Origin of the sequence: Aquabacter sp. (assembly GCF_965279295.1) — a bacterium.
Lineage (GTDB): Bacteria > Pseudomonadota > Alphaproteobacteria > Rhizobiales > Xanthobacteraceae > Aquabacter.
Map to the genome: position 1 here is coordinate 148,419 of NZ_CBDIHQ010000018.1, position 21,401 is coordinate 169,819.

At 66.0% G+C, this 21,401-nt stretch carries 21 protein-coding genes; 17 read left to right on the forward strand and 4 right to left on the reverse strand.

All coding sequences use genetic code 11. The features are described from left to right. Nucleotides 1-225: 225 nt before the first annotated feature. The 15 genes from secY (at nucleotide 226) to ADADO0_RS18650 (ending at nucleotide 13,003) form a co-directional block, all read left to right on the forward strand. Nucleotides 226-1,560, forward strand: coding sequence for a preprotein translocase subunit SecY (secY, locus tag ADADO0_RS18580; protein WP_511306694.1), 1,335 nt, complete (start codon nucleotides 226-228; stop codon nucleotides 1,558-1,560). Continuing rightward, nucleotides 1,557-2,141 carry an adenylate kinase gene (locus tag ADADO0_RS18585; RefSeq protein WP_511306695.1) on the forward strand — a complete coding sequence of 195 codons (585 nt, stop codon included), beginning with the start codon at nucleotides 1,557-1,559 and terminating at the stop codon, nucleotides 2,139-2,141. The genes secY and ADADO0_RS18585 overlap by 4 nt, the downstream gene beginning before the upstream one ends. Before the next feature lie 212 nt (nucleotides 2,142-2,353). Then, nucleotides 2,354-2,722, forward strand: coding sequence for a 30S ribosomal protein S13 (gene rpsM, locus ADADO0_RS18590; RefSeq protein ID WP_511306696.1), 369 nt, complete (start codon nucleotides 2,354-2,356; stop codon nucleotides 2,720-2,722). 124 nt (nucleotides 2,723-2,846) lie between these two features. Continuing rightward, nucleotides 2,847-3,236 (forward strand): 30S ribosomal protein S11, encoded by a 390-nt coding sequence (gene rpsK / locus ADADO0_RS18595; protein ID WP_348842236.1) that lies wholly within the window; start codon nucleotides 2,847-2,849, stop codon nucleotides 3,234-3,236. Nucleotides 3,237-3,363: 127 nt separating this feature from the next. Then, nucleotides 3,364-4,389, forward strand: coding sequence for a DNA-directed RNA polymerase subunit alpha (locus ADADO0_RS18600; RefSeq protein ID WP_511306697.1), 1,026 nt, complete (start codon nucleotides 3,364-3,366; stop codon nucleotides 4,387-4,389). A gap of 76 nt (nucleotides 4,390-4,465) precedes the next feature. Further along, nucleotides 4,466-4,885 carry a 50S ribosomal protein L17 gene (gene rplQ / locus ADADO0_RS18605; protein WP_511306698.1) on the forward strand — a complete coding sequence of 140 codons (420 nt, stop codon included), beginning with the start codon at nucleotides 4,466-4,468 and terminating at the stop codon, nucleotides 4,883-4,885. A gap of 129 nt (nucleotides 4,886-5,014) precedes the next feature. Beyond that, nucleotides 5,015-6,448: a DegQ family serine endoprotease gene (locus ADADO0_RS18610; RefSeq protein ID WP_511306699.1), complete on the forward strand. Its 1,434-nt coding sequence runs from the start codon at nucleotides 5,015-5,017 to the stop codon at nucleotides 6,446-6,448. Between the two features lie 40 nt (nucleotides 6,449-6,488). Further along, nucleotides 6,489-7,799: a replication-associated recombination protein A gene (locus ADADO0_RS18615; protein WP_511306700.1), complete on the forward strand. Its 1,311-nt coding sequence runs from the start codon at nucleotides 6,489-6,491 to the stop codon at nucleotides 7,797-7,799. Between the two features lie 63 nt (nucleotides 7,800-7,862). Next, nucleotides 7,863-8,852 (forward strand): alpha/beta hydrolase, encoded by a 990-nt coding sequence (locus tag ADADO0_RS18620; RefSeq protein ID WP_511306701.1) that lies wholly within the window; start codon nucleotides 7,863-7,865, stop codon nucleotides 8,850-8,852. Between the two features lie 41 nt (nucleotides 8,853-8,893). Further along, the gene (gene crcB, locus ADADO0_RS18625; RefSeq protein WP_511306702.1) at nucleotides 8,894-9,277 is read left to right on the forward strand and encodes a fluoride efflux transporter CrcB; all 384 of its coding nucleotides are present in this window, start codon (nucleotides 8,894-8,896) and stop codon (nucleotides 9,275-9,277) included. A gap of 61 nt (nucleotides 9,278-9,338) precedes the next feature. After that, nucleotides 9,339-10,409, forward strand: a complete 1,071-nt coding sequence (locus ADADO0_RS18630; protein ID WP_511306703.1) for an RluA family pseudouridine synthase — start codon at nucleotides 9,339-9,341, stop codon at nucleotides 10,407-10,409. 102 nt (nucleotides 10,410-10,511) lie between these two features. Next, the gene (locus tag ADADO0_RS18635) at nucleotides 10,512-11,177 is read left to right on the forward strand and encodes a hypothetical protein (protein WP_511306704.1); all 666 of its coding nucleotides are present in this window, start codon (nucleotides 10,512-10,514) and stop codon (nucleotides 11,175-11,177) included. Beyond that, nucleotides 11,174-11,854: an HAD-IA family hydrolase gene (locus ADADO0_RS18640; RefSeq protein ID WP_511306705.1), complete on the forward strand. Its 681-nt coding sequence runs from the start codon at nucleotides 11,174-11,176 to the stop codon at nucleotides 11,852-11,854. Before ADADO0_RS18635 ends, ADADO0_RS18640 begins: the two co-directional genes overlap by 4 nt. 21 nt (nucleotides 11,855-11,875) lie before the next feature. Beyond that, nucleotides 11,876-12,643, forward strand: a complete 768-nt coding sequence (locus ADADO0_RS18645) for an ATP12 family chaperone protein (RefSeq protein WP_511306706.1) — start codon at nucleotides 11,876-11,878, stop codon at nucleotides 12,641-12,643. A gap of 6 nt (nucleotides 12,644-12,649) precedes the next feature. Then, complete coding sequence (locus ADADO0_RS18650) at nucleotides 12,650-13,003, forward strand: TfoX/Sxy family protein (RefSeq protein ID WP_511306707.1); 354 nt, start codon at nucleotides 12,650-12,652, stop codon at nucleotides 13,001-13,003. Nucleotides 13,004-13,084: 81 nt separating this feature from the next. Here ADADO0_RS18650 and ADADO0_RS18655 read toward each other — a convergent pair whose 3' ends face one another. Then, the gene (locus ADADO0_RS18655) at nucleotides 13,085-14,668 is read right to left on the reverse strand and encodes a DEAD/DEAH box helicase (protein WP_511306708.1); all 1,584 of its coding nucleotides are present in this window, start codon (nucleotides 14,666-14,668) and stop codon (nucleotides 13,085-13,087) included. A gap of 200 nt (nucleotides 14,669-14,868) precedes the next feature. Here ADADO0_RS18655 and ADADO0_RS18660 point away from each other — a divergent pair, with 200 nt between their 5' ends. Continuing rightward, on the forward strand, nucleotides 14,869-16,089 hold the full coding sequence (locus tag ADADO0_RS18660; RefSeq protein WP_511306709.1) for an MFS transporter: 1,221 nt from the start codon (nucleotides 14,869-14,871) through the stop codon (nucleotides 16,087-16,089). Between the two features lie 10 nt (nucleotides 16,090-16,099). Here the strand turns inward: ADADO0_RS18660 and trpE are convergent, their stop codons facing one another. Continuing rightward, nucleotides 16,100-17,611 (reverse strand): anthranilate synthase component I, encoded by a 1,512-nt coding sequence (gene trpE / locus ADADO0_RS18665; protein ID WP_511306710.1) that lies wholly within the window; start codon nucleotides 17,609-17,611, stop codon nucleotides 16,100-16,102. 5 nt (nucleotides 17,612-17,616) lie between these two features. Beyond that, on the reverse strand, nucleotides 17,617-19,509 hold the full coding sequence (locus ADADO0_RS18670) for a peptidylprolyl isomerase (RefSeq protein ID WP_511306711.1): 1,893 nt from the start codon (nucleotides 19,507-19,509) through the stop codon (nucleotides 17,617-17,619). 155 nt (nucleotides 19,510-19,664) lie between these two features. On the opposite strand from ADADO0_RS18670, the gene tpiA reads away from it, so the two are divergent. Beyond that, a complete protein-coding gene (gene tpiA / locus ADADO0_RS18675) occupies nucleotides 19,665-20,423 on the forward strand; it encodes a triose-phosphate isomerase (RefSeq protein WP_511306712.1) in 759 nt (252 codons plus the stop codon). A 386-nt stretch (nucleotides 20,424-20,809) separates the two neighbouring features. Here tpiA and ADADO0_RS18680 read toward each other — a convergent pair whose 3' ends face one another. After that, nucleotides 20,810-21,271 carry an outer membrane protein assembly factor BamE gene (locus ADADO0_RS18680; protein WP_511306713.1) on the reverse strand — a complete coding sequence of 154 codons (462 nt, stop codon included), beginning with the start codon at nucleotides 21,269-21,271 and terminating at the stop codon, nucleotides 20,810-20,812. Nucleotides 21,272-21,401 lie beyond the last annotated feature (130 nt).

Consider the following 21,401-nt stretch of genomic DNA (forward strand, 5'->3'; position numbering starts at 1 on the left):
GCAAATCGAGAGGGTGCCTCATGGCGCCCTCTTTTTGCGTTCAACCGCCGCTTCCGACCCCTGGAGCGGCGGTATTTATGCTGGGCGTGGCAGCCGGCCGCTATTTTGGCCGGAGATTGCGTTGAAGACCGTCAGGAAAGTTGTGGTGCGTGCCCCTGACGCCGCGCCCTCGCGCCTCACATATATAGGCCGCTCGTTTCAAGAACGGCTCAAGCGGAGCAAGGCATGGCCTCGGCGGCGGAACAACTCGCGGCAAACCTGAACTTCGGCGCTCTCGGCAAGGCCGAGGAACTCAAAAAGCGCATCTGGTTCACTCTTGGCGCTCTCCTGGTCTACCGGCTGGGGACCTATATCCCGCTGCCCGGTATCAATCCCGACGCGCTGCAGGAAGTGTTCAAGCACGCGCAGCAGGGCATCATCGGCCTGTTCAATATGTTCTCGGGCGGCGCCGTGCAGCGCATGGCCATCTTTGCCCTGAACATCATGCCGTACATCTCGGCCTCCATCATCATTCAGCTTCTCACCACCGTCTCGCCGACGCTGGAGACGCTGAAGAAGGAAGGCGAGAGCGGACGCAAGCAGCTCAATCAATATACCCGCTACCTCACCGTCATCCTCGCGGTGTTCCAGGCCTATGGCATCGCCGTCGGGCTCGAAAGCTCCGGTACGGTCGTCTCGGATCCCGGCTGGTTCTTCCGCATCAGCACGGTCCTGACGCTCACCGGCGGCACCATGTTCCTGATGTGGCTGGGTGAGCAGATCACCTCGCGCGGCATCGGCAACGGCACCTCACTGATCATCTTCGCCGGCATCGTCGCCGAGCTTCCGGGCGCCTTCGTGCGCACCCTGGAACTCGGTCGCCAGGGCGCCATTTCCACCCCGCTGATCCTGCTGGTGCTGGTGATGGTGGTGGGCATCATCGCCTTCATCGTGTTCATGGAGCGGGCCCAGCGCCGGCTGCTGATCCAGTATCCCAAGCGCCAGGTGGGCAATAAGCTCTACGAGGGGCAGTCCTCGCATCTGCCGCTGAAGCTCAACACCTCGGGCGTCATCCCGCCGATCTTCGCGTCCTCGCTGCTGCTGATTCCCGCGACCATCGGCAGCTTCTCGCAGGGCTCCGGGCCGGAATGGTTCAACACGGTGACGCGCCTGCTGGGCCATGGCCAGCCGCTGTACATGCTCATGTACGTGGTGCTGATCGTGTTCTTCTGCTTCTTCTACACCGCGATCGTGTTCAATCCGGTGGAGACGGCGGACAACCTCAAGAAGCACGGCGGCTTCATTCCAGGCATCCGCCCGGGCGAGCGCACGGCTGAATATATCGACTACGTGCTCACGCGAATCACCGTGGTAGGTGCGGCATATATCGCAGCGGTATGTCTCTTCCCCGAACTGCTGATATCCTATGCTGCGGTTCCGTTCTATTTCGGCGGAACATCGCTGTTGATCGTGGTCAGCGTGACCATGGACACCGTGGCTCAGGTTCAGGGACACCTCTTGGCTCACCAGTACGAGGGACTGGTGAAGAAATCCAAGCTGCGTGGGGGGAGACGGAAATGAGGTTGATACTGCTGGGACCGCCCGGAGCAGGGAAGGGCACGCAAGCCCATCGCATCGTCGAGAAGCACGGCGTCGTGCACCTCTCGACCGGCGACATGCTGCGGGCGGCCGTGGCGGCCGGAACGGCCATCGGCCAGAAGGCCAAGGCCGTGATGGAGGCGGGGGAGCTTGTCTCGGACGACATCGTCATCGGCATCATCGCCGAGCGGCTGGATCACGCGGATGCCCGCAAGGGCTTCATCCTCGACGGCTTCCCGCGCACGGTGGCCCAGGCGGCAGCCCTGGACAGCATGCTCGCGGAAAAGGGCCTGAAGATCGACGCGGTGATCGAGCTGGTGGTGGACCAGACCGCTCTGACCGCGCGAATCGTCCGCCGGGCCGAAGAAACCAAGGCGCGCGGCGAGCCGGTTCGCAAGGACGACGACCCGGACGTGTTCAAGCACCGCCTTGACGCCTACAACCGCGACACCGCCGTTGTGGCGCCTTACTACAAGGCGCGCGGCCAGTTGCAGCAGATTGACGGCATGCGTCCCATCGATGATGTGACGAGCGCCATATCGGGAGTGCTGGAGGCGGTGTGAGGCTGCTTTCGCTTGACGTTTCGACGAAAAGCGAGTATTGGCGCAACCTCATTTCGCAATCCGTGCGACTTGCTCTTCCTTGAGGAGGGGCAAGGCGCGCGGTTTTGTTTATCCCGCAGGGGATGATTCGCTTTCTCCGCAAGGACCGGCCTCCACCGGACGCGGGGATCAAAGTGCCGCCAGCTTGCTGGTGGCCCACATGGAGAAGACTCGTGGCTCGTATCGCAGGCGTTAACATCCCGACCAACAAGCGCGTGATCATCGCGCTTCAGTACATTCATGGCATCGGCGCCAAGAAGGCCGAAGAGATCGTCGAGAAGGTTGGCATCCCGGCCGAGCGCCGCGTGAACCAGCTCACCGACCAGGAAGTGCTCCAGATCCGCGAGACCATCGATCGCGACTACATCGTCGAAGGCGATCTGCGCCGCGAAGTGTCGATGAACATCAAGCGCCTCATGGACCTCGGCTGCTATCGCGGCCTGCGCCATCGTCGCGGCCTGCCGGTTCGCGGCCAGCGCACGCACACCAACGCCCGCACCCGCAAGGGTCCGGCCAAGGCGATCGCCGGCAAGAAGAAGTGATCGGCGGACACTCCGCCCGTTAAGACGGGGCCGGCTGGTCCGGCCCTCCATTCCCGACTGCTCCCCAAAGAGCATTGTCCCGAGCGCCTGGTGTTACGGGCGCGCCTGAAGGATCGAAGACAAGATGGCTAAGGAAGCTACCCGCGTTAAACGCCGCGAGCGCAAGAACATTGCCTCCGGCGTCGCGCATGTGAATGCGTCGTTCAACAACACCATGATCACCATCACCGATGCGCAGGGAAACACCATTTCCTGGTCGTCCGCCGGCGCCATGGGTTTCAAGGGTTCGCGCAAGTCGACCCCGTACGCCGCGCAGGTCGCGGCCGAGGATGCAGCCCGCAAGGCTTCCGAGCACGGCATGCGCACCCTCGAAGTTGAAGTTTCCGGCCCGGGTTCGGGACGTGAGTCGGCGCTTCGCGCGCTGCAGGCCGCGGGTTTCCTCGTGACCTCGATCCGCGACGTGACGCCCATCCCGCACAACGGCTGCCGTCCGCGCAAGCGTCGGCGCGTCTGAGCGTACCAGCGGCGCGCCGGCCGAACCCGGCGAGCCATATGCCCCGTTCCTCTCCCGTATGCGGGACGGGCCGGCGCCTCGAAACCCTTAAGTTCGTTCGAGTGCCGCGGCCCGGCGAGAAGGCAAGGTGACGCAAGTGATTCAAAAGAACTGGCAAGAGCTTATCAAGCCCGAAAAGTTGCAGGTGAGCGCCGGTTACGATCCCAAGCGCCTCGCGACGGTCGTCGCCGAGCCGCTGGAGCGTGGCTTTGGCATGACGCTCGGCAATTCCCTGCGCCGTATCCTTCTGTCCTCGCTTCAGGGCGCGGCCGTGACCTCGCTGCACATCGATGGTGTGCTGCACGAGTTCTCGTCCATCCCGGGCGTGCGTGAGGATGTCACCGACATCATCCTCAACGTGAAGGACGTCGCCATCAAGATGCAGGGCGAAGGCCCCAAGCGTCTGATCGCGAAGAAGACCGGCCCCGGCGTTCTGACCGCCGGAGACATCCAGACGGTCGGCGACATTCAGATCCTCAACCCCCATCTGGCGATCTGCACGCTGGATGAGGGCGCGGAGCTGCGGATGGAATTCACCGTGGACACCGGCAAGGGCTATGTCGCCGCTGACCGGAACCGTCCCGAGGACGCGCCGATCGGCCTGATCCCGATCGACAGCCTGTATTCCCCGGTGCGCAAGGTCTCCTACAAGGTCGAGAACACCCGCGAGGGCCAGATTCTCGACTATGACAAGCTGATCATGCAGATCGAGACCGACGGCTCGATTTCGGCCGAGGATGCGCTCGCTTATGCCGCGCGAATCCTGCAGGACCAGCTTGAGATCTTCGTGAATTTCGAGGAGCCCAAGCGCGAGAGCGAGAGCACGGCCATCCAGGAGCTGCCCTTCAACCCGGCGCTTCTGAAGAAGGTGGACGAGCTGGAGCTGTCGGTTCGTTCGGCGAACTGCCTGAAGAACGACAATATCGTCTACATCGGCGACCTGATCCAGAAGAGCGAGACGGAGATGCTCCGTACGCCGAATTTCGGCCGCAAGTCGCTCAACGAGATCAAGGAAGTGCTGGCCTCCATGGGCCTGCATCTCGGCATGGAAGTGCCGGGCTGGCCGCCGGAGAATATCGAAGAGCTGGCGAAGCGCTTCGAAGATCATTACTGACCAATTCACTCCGCGGCTCGAGCCGCTTAACCAATTTCGGCTCGAAACGCCGGAGGCATCTTAGGAGTTCGCCGTCATGCGTCACGGCAAGGTACACCGCAAGTTCAACCGCACTTGGGAACATCGCAAGGCGATGTTCATGAACCTGTGCAACGCGCTCATCACCCATGAGCAGATCGTCACCACCCTGCCCAAGGCGAAGGATCTTCGCCCGGTGGTGGAGAAGCTTGTGACCCTGGCCCGCAAGGGTGATCTTCACGCGCGTCGCCAGGCCATCGCCGAGCTGCGCGACCAGTCGGCCGTCAGGAAGCTCTTTGACGTGCTGGCGCCCCGCTACAAGGAGCGTCCGGGTGGATACACCCGCATCGTCAAGGCGGGCTTCCGCTATGGCGACAACACGGCCATTGCCGTGATCGAGTTCGTGGATCGTGACGTGGACGCCAAGGGCGCCGCGGATCACGCCCGCACCGCTGCGGCGGAAGCTGCCGCGGCCTGACGAACCCGAAACGACCCAGTGTCGTTATGGGAGGGCGGCTTCGGCCGCCCTTTTTTCGTTTCAATCGGGCGGCAAGCACGGTGGGAGCGCGACGCGCAACACTGATCGTCGGGCTGTAAGGGGACGAACATGAATCGGCGGATTCTCAGGGTTTGCGCTTTTGGATTGCTGGCCGTCATGGCCGGCCCGCTTTCGCCCGCGTTCGCGCAGAGCGCGGTGCAGGAAGCGGCCCGCGTGCCAGCCTCGCGCAACGAGGTGCAATTGTCCTTCGCCCCGGTGGTGAAGCGGACGGCGCCAGCAGTCGTCAACGTCTACGCCATGAAAAGCGTGCGGCAGAACAACCCGTATATGGACGACCCGTTCTTCCGCCGATTCTTCGGCGGCGGTCCGGGGCTCGGCGGGCCCGAGCGGATGCAGCGCTCGCTCGGCTCGGGGGTCGTGGTGGATGCCAGCGGCATCGTCGTCACCAACCACCATGTGGTGGCCGGTGCCGACCAGATCCGCATCGCCCTGAACGACCGGCGCGAATATGACGCCGACGTCGTGCTCAGCGACCAGCGCACCGATCTCGCGGTGCTGCGGCTCAAGGGCGACGGCAAGGAGCGGTTTCCCACCATCGACCTCGGCAATTCCGATGAATTGTCGGTCGGCGACCTGGTTCTCGCGATCGGCGATCCCTTCGGCGTCGGGCAGACCGTGACGCAGGGCATCGTCTCGGCGCTCGCGCGCACACAGGTCGGCATTTCTGACTATCAGTTCTTCATCCAGACCGATGCGGCCATCAATCCTGGCAATTCCGGCGGCGCACTGGTGGATATGGCGGGACGGCTGGTCGGCATCAATTCGGCGATCTATTCGCGCTCCGGCGGCTCCCTGGGCATCGGCTTTGCCATTCCGGTGAACATGGTGCGGGTGGTGGTGGAGTCGGCCATGAGCGGCGGCAAGTCCGTGCGCCGGCCCTGGCTCGGCGCCAAGCTCCAGCGCGTGACGCCGGAGATCGCCGAGAGCCTCGGCCTGCCACGCCCCACCGGCGTGCTGGTGCAGACCATCACCGTCTCCGGCCCGGCCGATGTCGCCGGGCTGAAGGTCGGCGATCTCATCATCGCCGTGGAAGGGCAGGGGGTGGATGATCCCGAATCCCTGACGTATCGGCTCGCCACCCTGCCGATCGGCGGCAGCGCGCTGATCACGCTCAACCGGCAGGGCAAGGAAGCCCAGGTATCCCTGAAGCTTGCCCCGGCGCCGGAGAGCGTGCCGCGCGATGAAATCTCCCTGCGCGGCCGCTCGCCGTTCGCGGGGCTGAAGGCCGTGAACATCTCCCCGGCGGTTGCCGAGGAAATGCGCATCGATGCTTCGGGCACCGGGGTCGTCGTGTCGGAAATCACCGGCAGTTCGCCGGCGGAGGCCTCCGGTTTCAAGCCGGGCGATATCATCCTGGAGGTCAACGGCGCCAAGATCGCCACGACCAAGGATCTGGACGCGGCAACGCGCGGGACCTCGCGCGCTTGGCGCGTGACGGTGATGCGCGGCGGGCGCACCATCACGGCCGTTCTCGCGGGCTGACGCGGGAGCAGGACGCACGGCGCGCGGGACCGAGGATCGCATGAGCACTTTGTTCGAGGCGGCCGGAATGGAGGAGGGGGCACCGCGCCCCCTCGCGGATCGCCTGCGCCCGCGCCGCCTGGACGAGGTGGTCGGCCAGGACCATCTGGTGGGCCGCGACGGCATCCTGACCCGGATGGTCGAAGCCAAGTCTCTGGGCTCGCTGATTCTCTGGGGGCCGCCGGGGACCGGCAAGACGACCATCGCCCGCCTGCTCTCGCAGACCACCAACCTGCATTTCGAGCAGATCTCGGCAATTTTCTCGGGCGTGGCCGATCTCAAGAAGCTGTTCGAGCAGGCGCGCCATCGCCGGTCGATGGGGCAGGGAACGCTGCTGTTCGTGGACGAAATCCATCGCTTCAACCGTGCCCAGCAGGACAGCTTCCTGCCCGTCATGGAGGACGGGACGGTGGTCCTGGTCGGCGCGACCACGGAAAACCCCTCCTTCGAGCTGAACGCCGCCTTGCTCTCGCGCGCCCGCGTTCTGGTGTTCCAGCCGCTGGACGATGCCGCGATTGGGCGGCTGATCGCCCGCGCGGAAGAGATGGAAAGCCTGCCCCTGCCGCTGGATGACGAGGCCCGCGCCTCGCTGCTGCGGATGGCGGATGGCGATGGGCGCGCGGCGCTGACGCTTCTGGAGGAGGTCTGGCGCGCCGCCCGGCCCGGCGAGGTGTTCGATTCAGCCGGCCTGCAAGAGGTGGTGCAGCGACGGGCGCCGATCTACGACAAGAGCGAGGACGGCCACTACAATCTGATCTCCGCCCTGCACAAGGCGGTGCGCGGATCGGACCCCGACGCCGCGCTCTATTATCTCGCGCGCATGCTGGATGCCGGGGAAAACGCGCTGTTCCTCGCCCGGCGGCTGGTGCGCATGGCGGTCGAGGACATCGGCCTTGCCGACCCCAATGCGCTGACCGTCGCCAATGCGGCGAAGGATGCGTTCGATTTCCTCGGCTCGCCGGAGGGCGAACTGGCGCTGGCGCAGGCGGCAGTCTATCTCGCCACCGCGCCGAAATCCAACGCGCTTTATACCGCCTGGAAGGCCGCGTCGCGCACGGCGAAGGAGGGCGGCTCCCTGATGCCGCCCAAGCACATCCTCAACGCGCCCACCAAGCTGATGAAGAACGAAGGCTACGGCGCCGGCTATCGCTACGACCACGACCAGCCCGACGCCTTCTCCGGCCAGAATTATTTCCCCGAGCAATTGGGCCGGCAGAGCTTCTACCATCCCGTCGAGCGCGGCTTCGAGCGGGAGGTGCGCAAGCGCATGGACTATTGGGCCAAGCTTCGCGCCGAGCGCGGCGAGCCCTAGACGGGTGCGCTGGAGACTGGCGCACTGATCATTCATCGAATGGTGCGTGGGAGGAAACCAGCCGTGTCCGAGCCTCTGCCAGACAGCTTTTGCGTTCGCGACATGGGCAGCTTCCATGTCGGCGGGCAGATCGTCACCCTCACCGGCCTGCCGCCGCGCCACCGCGTCAGCACGCAGGGAGGACCGAGCCGGCCCATCGAGCAGAATGGCGAGATGGCGGTCGGGCAGATGTATGTCCAATACGTGCGTCTCGCGGCGCCGCGCTCGCCGGTGCCCGTGCTCATGTGGCATGGGGGCGGCATGACCGGGGCGAATTGGGAGGCGACGCCCGACGGGCGGGCCGGATGGCAGAGCATCTTCCTGCGCGCCGGCTTCGACGTGTTCGTTTCCGATGCCGTGGAGCGTGGCCGGGCCGGTTTCGCGCCTTCCCCGCAGGTCTATCCCGAAGACCCGTTTTTCCGCACGGCGGAGGAAGCGTGGGAGGAGGTGTTCCGCTTCGGCCCGCACGGCTCCTATCACAGGGACCCCGCCGTTCGCGGGGATTATCCGGGTTGCCGCTTTCCGCTTCGGGATTTCGACGCCTTCATGAAAGGGTGCGTCCCGCGCTGGGGGTGCAACGACGCACTGACGCAGGCGGCCTATGACGCGCAGGTGGCGCGCCTGGAGGCCAGCGTCCTGCTGATGCACAGCCAGGGCGGCAATTTCGGCTTCCACGCCGCGCTTCATGCGCCGGATCGCGTGAAGGCGGTGATCGCGTTGGAGCCGTCGGGTGCGCCCGACCCGTCACGGGAGGATGCGGCCCGTCTCGCGCATATCCCGCACCTGTTCATCTGGGGCGATCATCTCGACGGCAGCGTGTTCTGGACCCAGTACCGGCCGAATGTGGAACGCTGGGCCGAGGCGCTGGGGAAGGCTGGGGCATCCGTCGATTGGATCGACCTGCCGGCTCATGGGATACGCGGCAACAGCCACGCCTTGATGCTGGACGACAACAGCGACGAAATCGCGCGCATGGCGATCGACTGGCTTGCTGGGCATGGCCTGCGCGCCTGAGGCAGGATGGGCGCCGGACGGGTTTACGGGTGGGGGCGGGCATGACGGCGGCTTTGGTGGTTTTCCTGGGGGCCGGTGTTGGCGGCCTGATGCGTCATCTCGCGAATATGGCGGGGGTCCGCTTGTTCGGCTTCCTGGATTTTCCCTATGTCACCATGGCGGTGAACGTGACGGGCTGCTTCATTATGGGCGCCTTCACCGCTTGGTTCGCGATGCGCGCCGGAGGCGTGCCGCAGCATGTGCGGCTGTTCCTGACCACCGGAATGCTGGGCGGGTACACCACCTTCTCCACCTTTTCGCTGGAGTTCGCGGTGCTGGTGGAACGGGGCGCCATGGGCCACGCCGCCGTTTACGCCGTCGGCTCGCTGGTGCTGTGCCTGATCGCGGTATTCGCTGGTTTGACGCTGATCCGCGCCATTTCGTGACATGCCGTTCCGCGCGGATTAGAAGGACATCTTCAATCCGACCGTTGCGGAGGTGAGGCCGATGGCGGTCGAGATGAAAAAGGTAGTGGCGGACGAGGCAGGCATGCGCCTCGACCGCTGGTTCAAGCTCCATTATCCGGACCTGTCGTTCGGCCACCTGCAAAAGCTGGTGCGCACCGGGCAGGTGCGCGTCGAGGGCGGGCGGGTGAAGACCTCGGCCCGGCTCGAGGACGGGCAGACCGTGCGCGTGCCGCCGTTGGGCGGCGATGTGGAAGAGGTGGTGCCCGGCGCACCGCCGCGCGAGGGCGATGATGCCGAACGCGAGGCGTCCGGACGCGAGGGAGACGCGCCGCGCGCGCTCAGCCCGGCCCGCGCCGCCCGCAAGGAAACCACGGACCTCGAATTCCTGCGTTCCATCATCCTGTACGAAGACAAGGATGTGATGGTGCTGAACAAGCCCTATGGGCTCGCCGTGCAGGGCGGCTCGGGCACTGTGCGGCACCTCGACGGCATTCTCGAAGCGATGCGCGACAAGGACGGGCAGAAGCCGCGTCTGGTCCACCGCATCGACAAGGACACAGCCGGCTGCCTGCTGGTGGCCAAGACCCGTCTCGCCGCCTCGGTTCTCGCCAAGAGCTTCCGCTCGCGCGAAGCGCGCAAGATCTATTGGGCCCTGGTCCCCGGTGTGCCCAGGCCCCGCCAGGGGCGCATTTCCACCTATCTCGCCCGCGACGAGGCCGAGGAGCGCATGCGGGTCGCCCGCCACGGAGAAGACGAGGCCAGCCACGCCATCACCTATTATGCGGTCGTCGACCAGGCGGCGCAGAAGATGAGCTGGCTTTCGCTGAAGCCGGTGACCGGCCGCACCCATCAATTGCGCGCGCACATGGCCCATGTCGGCCACCCCATCGTCGGCGACCCGAAATATTTCAATATCGAGAACTGGGAGTTTCCCGGCGGGATGCAGAACCGGCTGCACCTGCTGGCGCGCCGCATCGTGATTCCGCATCCGCGCGGCACGGGCGTCATCGATGTGTCCGCGCCGCTGCCGCCGCATATGGTGCAGTCCTGGGCGGTGCTGGGGCTCGATGCCACGCAATATGACCCCATCCTGGAAGCGCCCGAGGTCTGAGCCGGTACGGCGTCGCGCCCGGCCGCTGTCGAGGGCGTTTCCATCGGCCCAAAATGGCGCTAAACGCTGCGGGCGGGGGTGCGCGTTCGACGGAGGTGGTGCATGGGCCGACAGCCAGACCGGTGTCCGGGCTGCGGGGCAGATGTGCATCCCAAGGCGCACGAATGCCCGGAATGCGGCAGCGCGTTGCGCCCCCGCTCCGGTGCTTTGCCGATGGTTGTGGCGGTTGCCGGCGTGGGCGTCGCGATGCTCGCCGGCGTGGGCGTCTGGCTCGCCCTGAGCCCCGGCGCGCCGAGTGCATCGCGCCCGCAGGCGCCGTCTGCCGCCGCAGCGCCATCTGATATCCTTGCCAGCGCGCCGGGCACGCTGTCCCCGGTTGCCGTGGCACCCAGCGCGCCGCTGCTGCCGGGCGGACCGGCGGCGCTGCAAGGCCCGCCGAGCAATGACCCGCCGCTGCCGTTGCCGCATGTGCAGCCGGGCATTCCCATGCCGGGGAAAGACGCGCCGACGCGGGAAGCCTATGCCAAGAGCACGCAGGACAATTTCGTTCAGAACGGCCTCGAACTGAAGGTTCAGGCGACCGGCCCGCAGTCCACCGTGATGAACATCGTCTTCAATTTTCCCGCAAAATCCGCCGTCGAACTGATCTCGTCCGGGCCGTTTCCCAACCAGTGTCGGGCGCGCGGCTTCACGTCCATCGTCTTCACGGACAGCACGAACGCCACCTGGAATTATGACCTTTCGACCGACAAGCTGAGCCAGAAATGACCGACCTCAAGCTCATCCTGTTCGATTGCGACGGCACCCTGGTGGACGGGCAGCACATGATCGTCGCCGCAATGACGGCCGCGCATCAGGCTCATGGCGTCGCTGTACCGACGCGGGAGGCGATCCTCTCAGTGGTGGGGCTTTCGCTGCCGGAGACGTTCGCCGTGCTCTCGCAGGGCGACGCGGATTATCCGGTCTTCGCCATGGTGGATGCCTACAAGGACGCGTTCCACCAGTTGCGGGACGCCGAGTTCTCCGAGCCGATGTTCGAGAATATCCGTGACACCGTCGATCTCCTGCGTGCCCAGCCGGACACGCTGCTCGGCATCGTCACCGGCAAGTCGCAGAATGGCGTGCGCCGGGTGCTGGAGACCCACGCGATGGCTGGATGGTTCTCGACCATCCAGACCGCCGAGGATGCGCCCTCCAAGCCGCACCCCGGCATGGTGCATCAGGCGATGCAGGAACTCGGCGGCGTGCCGCATGCGACCGTGGTGATCGGCGACACCACCTACGACATGGAAATGGCCAAGGCTGCCGGCGCGTGGGCGATCGGCGTGACCTGGGGCTACCATCATCGTGCCCAACTCCTGGCCGCGGGCGCCGACCTGCTGGTCGAGGATGCAGCGGCACTTCCCGCGGCTGTGGGGGCCTTGCTCGCCCGCGCGGCCGCCTGAAGCCCAAACCCGGAGCCCGACATGCGCGATCTCTTTGAAGATATCGAGGACGCTCAGGACCCGATGACCGCCGCGCGGGCGGGGCAGCGGCGGGCCTTGCCCAAGCGATTCTATAAGGAGGTCTCGGTCGGCGAGGGGGAGGGCGGCGCCTTCCAGGTGCTGCTGGACGGCCGCCCGGTGCGCACGCCGGCACGCGCGCTGCTCGCGGTTCCCGTCCGTGCGCTTGCGGAGGCGCTGGCGGAGGAATGGCGCGCCCAGGACACGCTGATCGACCCCACCGCCATGCCGCTGACGCGCCTGGTGAATGTGGCGCTCGACGGGGTGTCCAGGGACCCGGATGCCTCGCTCGATGAAGTGGTGAAATACGCCGGCACCGACCTGATCTGCTATCGCGCGGAAGGTCCCGACCGGCTGGTGGCGCGCCAAGGGGAGCACTGGGACCCGGTGCTCGACTGGTATCGGCGCGAGCACGGCGCTCGCTTCATGCTCAGCGCCGGCATCCGGCATGTGGCGCAGCCGGCGGAAGCCTTGGCGCGCATTGCCGATCTGGTGCCGCGCGATCCGCTGCGGCTGACGGCGGTCGCCTCCATGACCACGCTGATGGGATCGGCCCTGCTGGCGCTCGCGGTGGCGCACGGGCGGCTCTCGGCCGACGCGGCATGGGCGGCCGCGCATGTGGACGAGGACTGGAACATCGCGCAATGGGGCGAGGACGAGGAGGCCCGCGCGCGCCGCGCCGGGCGGTCCGTGGAGATGCAGGCAGCGGCGCAGCTTCTGCAACTGGGCTGAACTGCCATGATGGACGAGGATGAACTCGCCGATCTGTTCTCCGCCTTCGGCCCGGTGCGCTCGCGCCGCATGTTCGGCGGGGCCGGGCTTTATGCGGATGGCGTGATGTTCGCCATCGATACGGGGCAGGGCATCTTCCTCAAGACCGACCCAGCATTCGCCGCCGATCTCGCCGAGCGCGGCTGTGCGCCTTTCACCTATTCGGCCAAGGAGCGGGAGGTGCGCCTGCCATATTGGTCGCTCCCTGAGGAGGCCCTGGACGCGCCCGACCTGCTCGCGGAACTCGCCCGCCGGGCTCTGGGAATTGCAAGAGCAAGCGCGGCTAAGAAAAAACCGAAGGAAAAGAAGCCGGCAAAATAACGGATCTCAAAGGCGATGAACCTATAAAAAATGCCCGGCGTTTAGCCGGGCATTTTTTCGTTCAGGACATCCGTGAACCGCTCAACCGGTCTTAACCCGCACGGGGCGAAGGAGGAAGGCGGGCAGGTGGGACATATCGGCCGGCTCGCTCGCAGCGCGGTCGCTGTCGCGGCGCGGCGGGCGGGCGCCTTGGCGCGGCGCCCGTTCCGGCTGGCGTTCCTGCTGCTGACGTTCCGGCTGGTCGCGCTGTTCGGTGTGCTCGGCCGCAGGGCGGGGCGCACGGGGCGGGCGCGGGGTGCGTTCACGCACGGGAGCGTCTGCTGCTTCCACGCGAGGCGCGGTTTCAGGGGCGCGTTCCTCGCGGCGGGGTGCGCGTTCCTTGTCGGGACCGCGTTCCTTCTCGCCACTCCGATCCTTGCCGCGGCCTGAGGCGCGGTTCTTTTCACCACGTCCTTCGCCGCGTCCACCTTCGCCGCGTCCGCTTTCACCACGTCCGCCGGCGCGCTTGTCGTCGCGCCGCGCGCGGGCCGGAGCCTCGCCCAGCGGCTCGCCGCTCCAGGGGATCGCGTTGCCGATGAGCTTCTCGATCGCCGCCAGGGACTTGCCGTCCTCGTGCGTCATCAGCGAGATGGCGCTGCCGCTGCGACCCGCGCGGCCGGTGCGGCCGATGCGGTGCACATAGTCTTCGGCATGGTGGGGCACGTCGTAATTGAAGACGTGGCTCACGGCGGGGATGTCCAAGCCGCGCGCCGCCACGTCGGAGGCGACGAGAATGGCCGCTTCGCCGCTGCGGAACTGGTCGAGTGCCTGGGTGCGGGAGTGCTGATCCATATCGCCGTGCAGGCAGACGGCGTTGAAGCCGTGCTTCTGCAAGGAGCGATGAAGCACCGCGACTTCGCGCTTGCGATTGCAGAACACGATGGCGTTCTGCAATCCCTCAACCGTGCGCATCAGTTCACGGAGAACTTCGCGCTTCTCAAAATCCTCACTGCCCGTGGCCACCAGCACCTGCGTGACGGTGGCGGCGGTCGATGCAGGCTTGGAGACTTCGACGCGCACCGGATTGGACAGGAATTGCGACACCAGCCGCTGGATTTCCGGCGGCATGGTTGCGGAGAAGAACAGCGTCTGCCGGGTGAACGGCACCAGCTTGCAGACCCGCTCGATATCGGGGATGAAGCCCATGTCCAGCATGCGGTCCGCCTCGTCGATGACGAGAACCTCGATGCCGGATAGCAGGAGGCGGCCGCGCTCCACATGGTCGAGCAGCCGGCCGGGCGTGGCGATCAGGACATCGACGCCGCGCGCCAATTTGGAATCCTGGTCGCCGAACGACACGCCGCCGATCAGCAGCGCGACATTCAGTTTGTGATGCTTGCCGTATCGGATGAAGCTTTCTTCCACCTGCGCCGCGAGTTCGCGCGTAGGTTCGAGAATGAGCGTCCGGGGCATCCGCGCACGGGCGCGGCCCTGTTCCAGCAGGGTGAGCATGGGGAGCGTGAAGGCAGCGGTCTTGCCGGTGCCTGTCTGGGCGAGGCCGAGCACATCGCGACGTGCGAGCACATGCGGAATGGCCTGCGCCTGAATGGGAGTGGGCGTGGTGTAGCCCGTAGCCTCTACGGCCGCGAGGACTTTTTCACTCAGGCCGAGTTCGGAAAATGACATTGCGTCGCTTGATGCGGCAGCGCCCCGCCTATCGCGCGCTCCATGCCGAACGGAGCTATGCGAGTGGTCGTCGTTCGGCGCGCTTGGATTCGAAAAACTCGGACGACGCCTTGTAAAATAAGGATTTTGTGCGCTGTGTCAATGCATGCGTCCGGGCACGGCCAAGCCCAGGCCCTAGCGTCGCCTTTTGGGCGGGGGGCGTGACGCGCCTTGACAGCGGCGTCATGGAGGCGAATGTAAGGTCGCCTTCCATTTATCGTCACCTGATGCCCTTCATTTTCATTCTCGGTTTGGCCGGCTTCGCCAGCGCATTTTCACTGCGTGCGGTGGAGCCCACCCTCAACCTCATCGCCGCTGATTTGCACGTCTCCCTGGAACAGGCGGCGCTGCTCTCGACGGCGTTCGCGCTGCCCTATGCCGGGATGCAACTGGTGTTCGGGCCGATCGGCGATGCGGTCGGCAAGGTGCGCGTGATCCGTGCCACGCTGCTGCTGCTCTCGCTCTCCCTCGTCGCCTGTGCGCTCGCCCCTTCGCATGCCACGCTGCTGGTGGCGCGCATTCTCTCGGGCGCATGGGCGGGGGGCATCATTCCGGTGTCGTTCGCTCTTGTGGGGGATCGTTTCGAGCTGGATAAGCGGCCCGCCGCTCTCGGCCGCATCCTCATGCTGGTGGTTCTGGGACAACTGATTGGCGCGGCTGCCTCCGGTGTCATTGCAAATGCCTTGGGGTGGCGCGCGGTTTTTTGGGTTTCCACCGCTCTGACGATCCTGGCGGCGATAGGGGTCATGGGCTTCATCACCGAGACCGCCCCACGTAAGAAGCTCTCGTTCGGCAATTCATTCGCCAAATATCGCGAAGTTCTACGCAATCCGCTCTCGATCCCGCTGTTCGTCATCGTCTTTATCGAGGGCGCGCTGATCTTCGGCTGCTTCCCGTTCGTCGCGGCGCACATGATCGACCATGGGTTCGGCGGCGCGCTGGAGGCGGGCATCTCGCTCGGCGCTTTCGGTGCGGGCGGCATTCTCTACACGGCGGTCGTCACCCCGGTGCTGCGGCGCCTTGGCTTGCCCGGCATGGCGCGCCTCGGGGCGGTGATGGCGGGCGTCTGCTTCATGCTGATCGCCGAGGTGCCGATCCTGTCTGTGGTGGTCACCCTGTTCGCGATTGCCGGGTTCGGCTTCTACATGATCCACAACACCATTCAGATCATGGCGACGGAACTCGTGCCCACCGCGCGCGGCTCCAGCGTCGCCATGTACGCGACGTCGTTCTGGTTCGGACAGGCAGCGGGGGCGGTGGCGATGGCGCAGGTGGTCCCGTTTATCGGGCCGCATGGCCTGTTCATTGGCGCGGGCCTGGGCCTGATCGCCCTCTCCTGGCCCGCCGCGCAGTTGGCGCGACGGTCGAGCAAGTCCGCGTAAGCGGCTGTAATTACTGACCCTTGCCAGCGCGCGCCGCGAAGCGAACGGCCTCTTCGCCGGCGCGGAACAGCGCCTTCGCCTTGTTGATGCATTCCTGATGCTCGCTGAGCGGCACGGAATCATAGACGAGGCCGGCGCCCGCCTGGACGTACATGCGCCCATCCTTCACCACCGCGGTGCGCAGGACAATGCAGGTGTCCATCTCGCCGTCGGCGCCGAAATAGCCGATGGCGCCGGCATAGATGCCGCGCTTGTCCTTCTCCAACTCGTCGATCACCTCCATGGCGCGCACCTTGGGCGCGCCGGAGACCGTGCCGGCCGGGAACCCGGCCGCCAGCGCATCGAGTGCGTCGAAGCGGCCATCGATGCGGCCTTCGACGTTGGAGACGATGTGCATCACCTGGCTGTAGCGTTCGATGAAGAAGCTGTCGGTGACCTCCACCGTGCCGATCTGCGACACCCGTCCCGCATCGTTGCGGCCGAGGTCGAGAAGCATCAGGTGTTCGGCACGCTCCTTCGGGTCGGCCAGAAGCTCGCTCGCCAGCGCATCGTCCTCGCCGGGCGTCGCGCCGCGCCGGCGGGTGCCGGCGATCGGGCGGATCGTGACCTTGCCGGCCCGCAGCCGCACCAGAATCTCGGGGCTCGAGCAGACGACCGAGAAGCCCTCGAAATTCAGATAAACCAGAAACGGCGCGGGGTTGATGCGCCGCAGCGCGCGATACAGCGCGAATGGGGGCAGGGTAAACGGGCTCTCGAACCGCTGGGACAGCACGACCTGGAACACATCGCCTGAGCGCACATACTCCTTGGCCTTTTCGACCATGGCGCAGAATTCGGCCTCGCCGGTGTTCGACACCGCTTCCACATGGCCGTGGAACGGCTCGGGCGCGGGATGAGAGATGGGCCGGTCGAGGGCGGCGATGATGCCGTTCAGCCGATCGTTCGCGGCCTCGAGCGCGGCTTTTGCCGAAACGCCCGGCTGAGGACGCACCGGCGTAACGGCCGTGATCTCGTCCTTCACCGCGTCGAACACCACCATGATTGTGGGGCGGATGAGCAGCGCCTCCGGCACGCCGATCGGGTCGGGCTTGGCAGGGCCAAGCCGCTCCATCTGGCGCACCATGTCGTAGCCGAGATAGCCGAACACGCCGGCGGCCATGGGCGGCGCGCCCTCGGGAAGGGAAATCGCCGATTCCGCCAGCAGCGCCCGGAGCGCAGCCAAAGGCGGCTCGGTGCAGGCGACGAACGCGGTCTTGTCGGTCAGCGCGCTGCGATTGATCTCGGCCTTGTCGCCATTGGCGCGCCAGATGATGTCCGGCTCCAGCCCGATCATCGAATAGCGCCCACGCGTCTCCCCGCCCTCAACCGATTCGAGCAGGAACGTGTTGGGGTTTTCCCCTGCGATCTTCAGGAACGCCGAGACCGGCGTCTCCAGATCGGCGATCAAGGTGGCGGACACCACCTGCGCTTCGCCGCGCGCGTAGCGCTGCGAAAACGTGTCGAAGTCCGTGGGCGCTGTCATGGCGTTCACTGACCGGAGCCGACGGCCGTCAGGAACGACCGTTCGTTGACCGTGACGCCGACTTCCTTGCGCAGGCCGTCGACATATTGCGACAGCAGGTCGTTCTGCATCTGCTTGGCAAGCTGCCCCGCGATCTCCTGATCCGCCGGGCCCATGGCAGGCACGGTGATCTTGTTGACCTGGAACAGGATGCGCTCGGCCGGAACCGTGCCGGATGCGAGGCCGAAACCGCCGGCCCTGGCATCGAATACATGGTTCAGGGAATCGACCGAGAAGTCGGACGTGGCGCGGCCACGCTGGAGTGCATTGCCGGGCTTCACTTCCAGATTGGCGCTAGCTGCCGCTTCAGTCAGGGATTTGCCGCCCTGAACCGCCGCGAGCAGTTCGTTGGCCTTGGCATCAACGGCCTTCACCGTCTCGTCCTCGGTCCAGCGGGCGCGGACCTGATCCTTCACCTCGTCGAAGGGGCGCTCACGGGAGGGCATGACCTCAAGGACATCGAACCAGACATAGCCCGCACCCTGCGGCAGTTGCACCGCATCCGCCTCGGTGCCGGGCGGGGTGGCGAACACCCCGCCCACCACGTCGTTGCGCGCCGGAATGACGGTGATCTCAGCGCCGGTCTCGTCGCGGCCGGAGCGGTCCACCGCCTCGACTGTTTCGAGCGACAGGCCGAGCTTCTGCGTCAATTCCGTTAGGGTGGAACCTGACGCGCGCTCGTCCTCGATGGCGTCGTGCTTGTCGAGCAGGTCGCGCCGCGCGCGCTCCAGCGCGATTTGCTGGCGCAACTGGCCCGCCACCTGTTCCAGCGGCTGCTGCTGGCCGGGCTCGATCTTCACCACATGGACCAAGGCTGAGCCGAACGCGCCGGGGATCGGCCCGCTGGTGCCGTCTGCCGGCAGGGAGAACGCCGCTTCGGCGATCTTCGGGTCTATCAGGTCCGTCCTGGCGACCAGGCCGAGATCGATATCATTCGGCCCAAGCCCACGCGCCGCAGCGATCTCAAGGAAGGTGGCGCCGGCCTTGATCTTGTCGTCCGCCGCCTGCGCGCTGGCCGCGTCGGGGAAGACGATCTGCTGCACCTGACGCTTCTCCGGCGCACCGAAGCGGCCGGGATTGCTGTCGTAGGCCGCCTTCACGTCCGCGTCCGACACCTGAATCCAGGGTGCGAGCGAGGCCGGGGTGAGGGCCAGGAACGCGATCTTGCGATATTCGGGGGCGCGGAAGGTGATCTTGTGCGCCTCGTAGAACGCTTTGAGCTGGTCTTCCGTCGGCTCGGGCAGCGTGCCGATGGCGGCGGGCGTCACCGAGACGAAGGAGATGTCGCGCTGTTCGCTCTCGTAGCGATGCAGGGCATCGCGCAGCACGGCGGGAGCGGTCATGTCGCCGGCGAGCGATTCGACGATCTCCGCGCGCAGCACGCGCTTCTTTTCCATGGCGATGAAGCGCATCTCGGTGAGGCTGTTCGCCCGCAGGAGCTGCTCGAAATAGGCCGGCTCGAATTCCTTCGAGCCCTGACGCCGGAACGCGGGATTGGCGCGGATTTCGCGCGCGATCTCGGTGTCGGACAGGGCTAGGCCGCGCCGCTGGATATCATCGTCCAGCGCCGCTTCGGCGATCATCTGGTTCAGGACCTGACGATCCAGCCCAAACGCGCGCGCCTGTTCAGGCGTGATGGCCCGGCCGGTGTTGCGGCTGATGCGCTGAATCTGGTCGAGATACTGTTGCCGGAAGGCGGCGACCGGAATCTCGGTTCCGCCCACCGTGGCAACGGCGCTGGCGCCATAGCCCCGGAAGACATCGGCGATCCCCCAGACGACGAAGCTGATGGTGAGGATGATGAGGAAGGCTTTGGCGATGAGCCCGGATGCGCCCTTGCGGAGAGTCTGGAGTACCATCTTGCTTCTGATCGGAGGAGCGCCTGAGTCCGGCGCGGAAGGCGCGCATCATAGGGAGGGGGCGGGCTTGTCGCAACGGAGCGGAGCAAGCCAGTTTGCAGGCCGCCCAATGCTCTGCTAACGCCAGGGAAATGCTAATCAATCAGGAGGTCCGAATGTCCGTTGCCCGCCGCCCGCTCGTCGCCGGAAACTGGAAGATGAATGGGCTGAGGCATTCGGGAGCCGAACTTCTCGCCATGATCGAGGGATGCGGGGAGGGGATTTCCGACAAGGTCGACCTGCTGATCTGCCCCCCCGCGACGCTCGTTGCCAGCCTTGCGAACGAAGCGTCGGGGTCTGCCATCGCGCTCGGCGGGCAAGATTGCCACGGCAAGGTGTCCGGCGCCCACACCGGCGATATCTCTGCGGAAATGCTCGCGGATGCCGGTGCGCGCTTCGTGATCGTGGGGCACAGCGAGCGGCGCTCCGACCATGGGGAGACCGACGCCGAGGTCCGCGCCAAGGCCGAGGCGGGCTGGCGCGCCGGGCTGGTCTCCATCGTCTGCGTCGGCGAGACGCAGGCGCAGCGCGAGGCGGGTGAGGCCCTCCCGGTGGTGGCTGAACAGGTGCGCGGCTCGGTGCCGGAGGGCGCGACGGGTGAAAATCTCGTGGTCGCCTACGAGCCGGTCTGGGCGATCGGCAGCGGCCTCGTTCCCACGGTCGGCGATGTGGAGGAAATCCACGGCGCGATTCGCCGGGTGCTGGCCGAGCGAATCGGCGCGGCGGCCGCACAGGTGCGCATCCTCTACGGTGGCTCGGTGAAGCCGGAAAACTGCGTCGCCCTGCTCAATGCCGCCGACGTGGACGGAGCGCTGGTCGGCGGCGCGAGCCTGAAGGCGAAGGATTTTCTCGCCATCGCCCGCGCTTATCTTTGAGAGTTCATTTCCAGCGACCGGAGGATTGCCCGGGACAAGCCGGGCATGAGGGTCGGCGAGGGGCGAGGTCGTCGCGCTCGCTCCCCAGCCCTCCCCCGCAAGCGGCAGCTCTGCGAAATGCATGGCACGCGTTTGGGGGTGTTTGTCGAGTGACTGCGGCATGCCCCCTCTCCACGAGGGGGAGAGGGCTGGGGTGAGGGGGACACCCGTTCCAGTCCTGAAATGTCGGAGCCCCCTCACCCGGCTGCTTCGCAGCCGACCTCTCCCCCTCGGGGAGAGGTAAAAGCAGGTCGGCCTTTGCATAGCGAACCGAGGGCGCTTGCGAGAGCCCTTTCGCAGAGCTCTCGCAAGCGGGAGAGGGGGATCGCGCGGAACGCGATGGTTTGTCAGAGCGAGAAGTTGGTCGCCTGGAGCAGTTGCTTCAGCACGCTGAGTTCCGCGCCGGAGGTCGGTGTCGTCTGCGAGACGAAGTCGAACACCTTGCCGTCCTGAAGCCCGTAATTGGCGATGCGGGCAACCCGGCGGTCTTTGCCGAAATACACCGCGAGCACCTTCTGCTCAGTGATCTCAGGCTTCAGGAACGCGACCTTCCTCTCGACCTGCGAGATATAATAGAAGACGTCGCCCTGCACGGTGGAGACCGTCGAGGGGGTGCCGAGCACCAGCAGTACCTGCTCCTGGCTGGAGCCGACCGGAATCTGCTCAAGCGCGCCCTCCGACAGCACGTAGCCGCGCTGATAGGTGCGCACGACGCCGCTCAGGCTGGTGCCGGAGCCGCCCACCAAATTCACGCCGCCGTTGCCGCAGCCCGAGAGCAACCCCGCCATGAGCAGGGCACAGGCCGCCATGCGGCCGGGCCCGGTTCTGCGTTCAAGTTCCGATGACGCCACGCCAAATCCCTCGTCTTCGCCTTGCCAGCCAATGCGACCCACTCGTGCGACCCACTTTTAAGCGACCCACTTGCAACGCTTGCAACTG

Bases quoted from the DNA above. Each gene is read 5' to 3' on its own strand.
- ADADO0_RS18645 (WP_511306706.1), top strand. From the start codon at position 11,876: ATGCGCGATCTCTTTGAAGATATCGAGGACGCTCAGGACCCGATGACC.
- ADADO0_RS18615 (WP_511306700.1), top strand. From the start codon at position 6,489: ATGAGCACTTTGTTCGAGGCGGCCGGAATGGAGGAGGGGGCACCGCGC.
- tpiA (WP_511306712.1), top strand. From the start codon at position 19,665: ATGTCCGTTGCCCGCCGCCCGCTCGTCGCCGGAAACTGGAAGATGAAT.
- ADADO0_RS18585 (WP_511306695.1), top strand. From the start codon at position 1,557: ATGAGGTTGATACTGCTGGGACCGCCCGGAGCAGGGAAGGGCACGCAA.
- rpsK (WP_348842236.1), top strand. From the start codon at position 2,847: ATGGCTAAGGAAGCTACCCGCGTTAAACGCCGCGAGCGCAAGAACATT.
- secY (WP_511306694.1), top strand. From the start codon at position 226: ATGGCCTCGGCGGCGGAACAACTCGCGGCAAACCTGAACTTCGGCGCT.
- ADADO0_RS18680 (WP_511306713.1), bottom strand. From the start codon at position 21,271: ATGGCGGCCTGTGCCCTGCTCATGGCGGGGTTGCTCTCGGGCTGCGGC.
- crcB (WP_511306702.1), top strand. From the start codon at position 8,894: ATGACGGCGGCTTTGGTGGTTTTCCTGGGGGCCGGTGTTGGCGGCCTG.
- ADADO0_RS18670 (WP_511306711.1), bottom strand. From the start codon at position 19,509: ATGGTACTCCAGACTCTCCGCAAGGGCGCATCCGGGCTCATCGCCAAA.
- ADADO0_RS18640 (WP_511306705.1), top strand. From the start codon at position 11,174: ATGACCGACCTCAAGCTCATCCTGTTCGATTGCGACGGCACCCTGGTG.
- ADADO0_RS18650 (WP_511306707.1), top strand. From the start codon at position 12,650: ATGATGGACGAGGATGAACTCGCCGATCTGTTCTCCGCCTTCGGCCCG.
- trpE (WP_511306710.1), bottom strand. From the start codon at position 17,611: ATGACAGCGCCCACGGACTTCGACACGTTTTCGCAGCGCTACGCGCGC.
- ADADO0_RS18610 (WP_511306699.1), top strand. From the start codon at position 5,015: ATGAATCGGCGGATTCTCAGGGTTTGCGCTTTTGGATTGCTGGCCGTC.
- rplQ (WP_511306698.1), top strand. From the start codon at position 4,466: ATGCGTCACGGCAAGGTACACCGCAAGTTCAACCGCACTTGGGAACAT.
- ADADO0_RS18630 (WP_511306703.1), top strand. From the start codon at position 9,339: ATGGCGGTCGAGATGAAAAAGGTAGTGGCGGACGAGGCAGGCATGCGC.
- ADADO0_RS18635 (WP_511306704.1), top strand. From the start codon at position 10,512: ATGGGCCGACAGCCAGACCGGTGTCCGGGCTGCGGGGCAGATGTGCAT.
- ADADO0_RS18655 (WP_511306708.1), bottom strand. From the start codon at position 14,668: ATGTCATTTTCCGAACTCGGCCTGAGTGAAAAAGTCCTCGCGGCCGTA.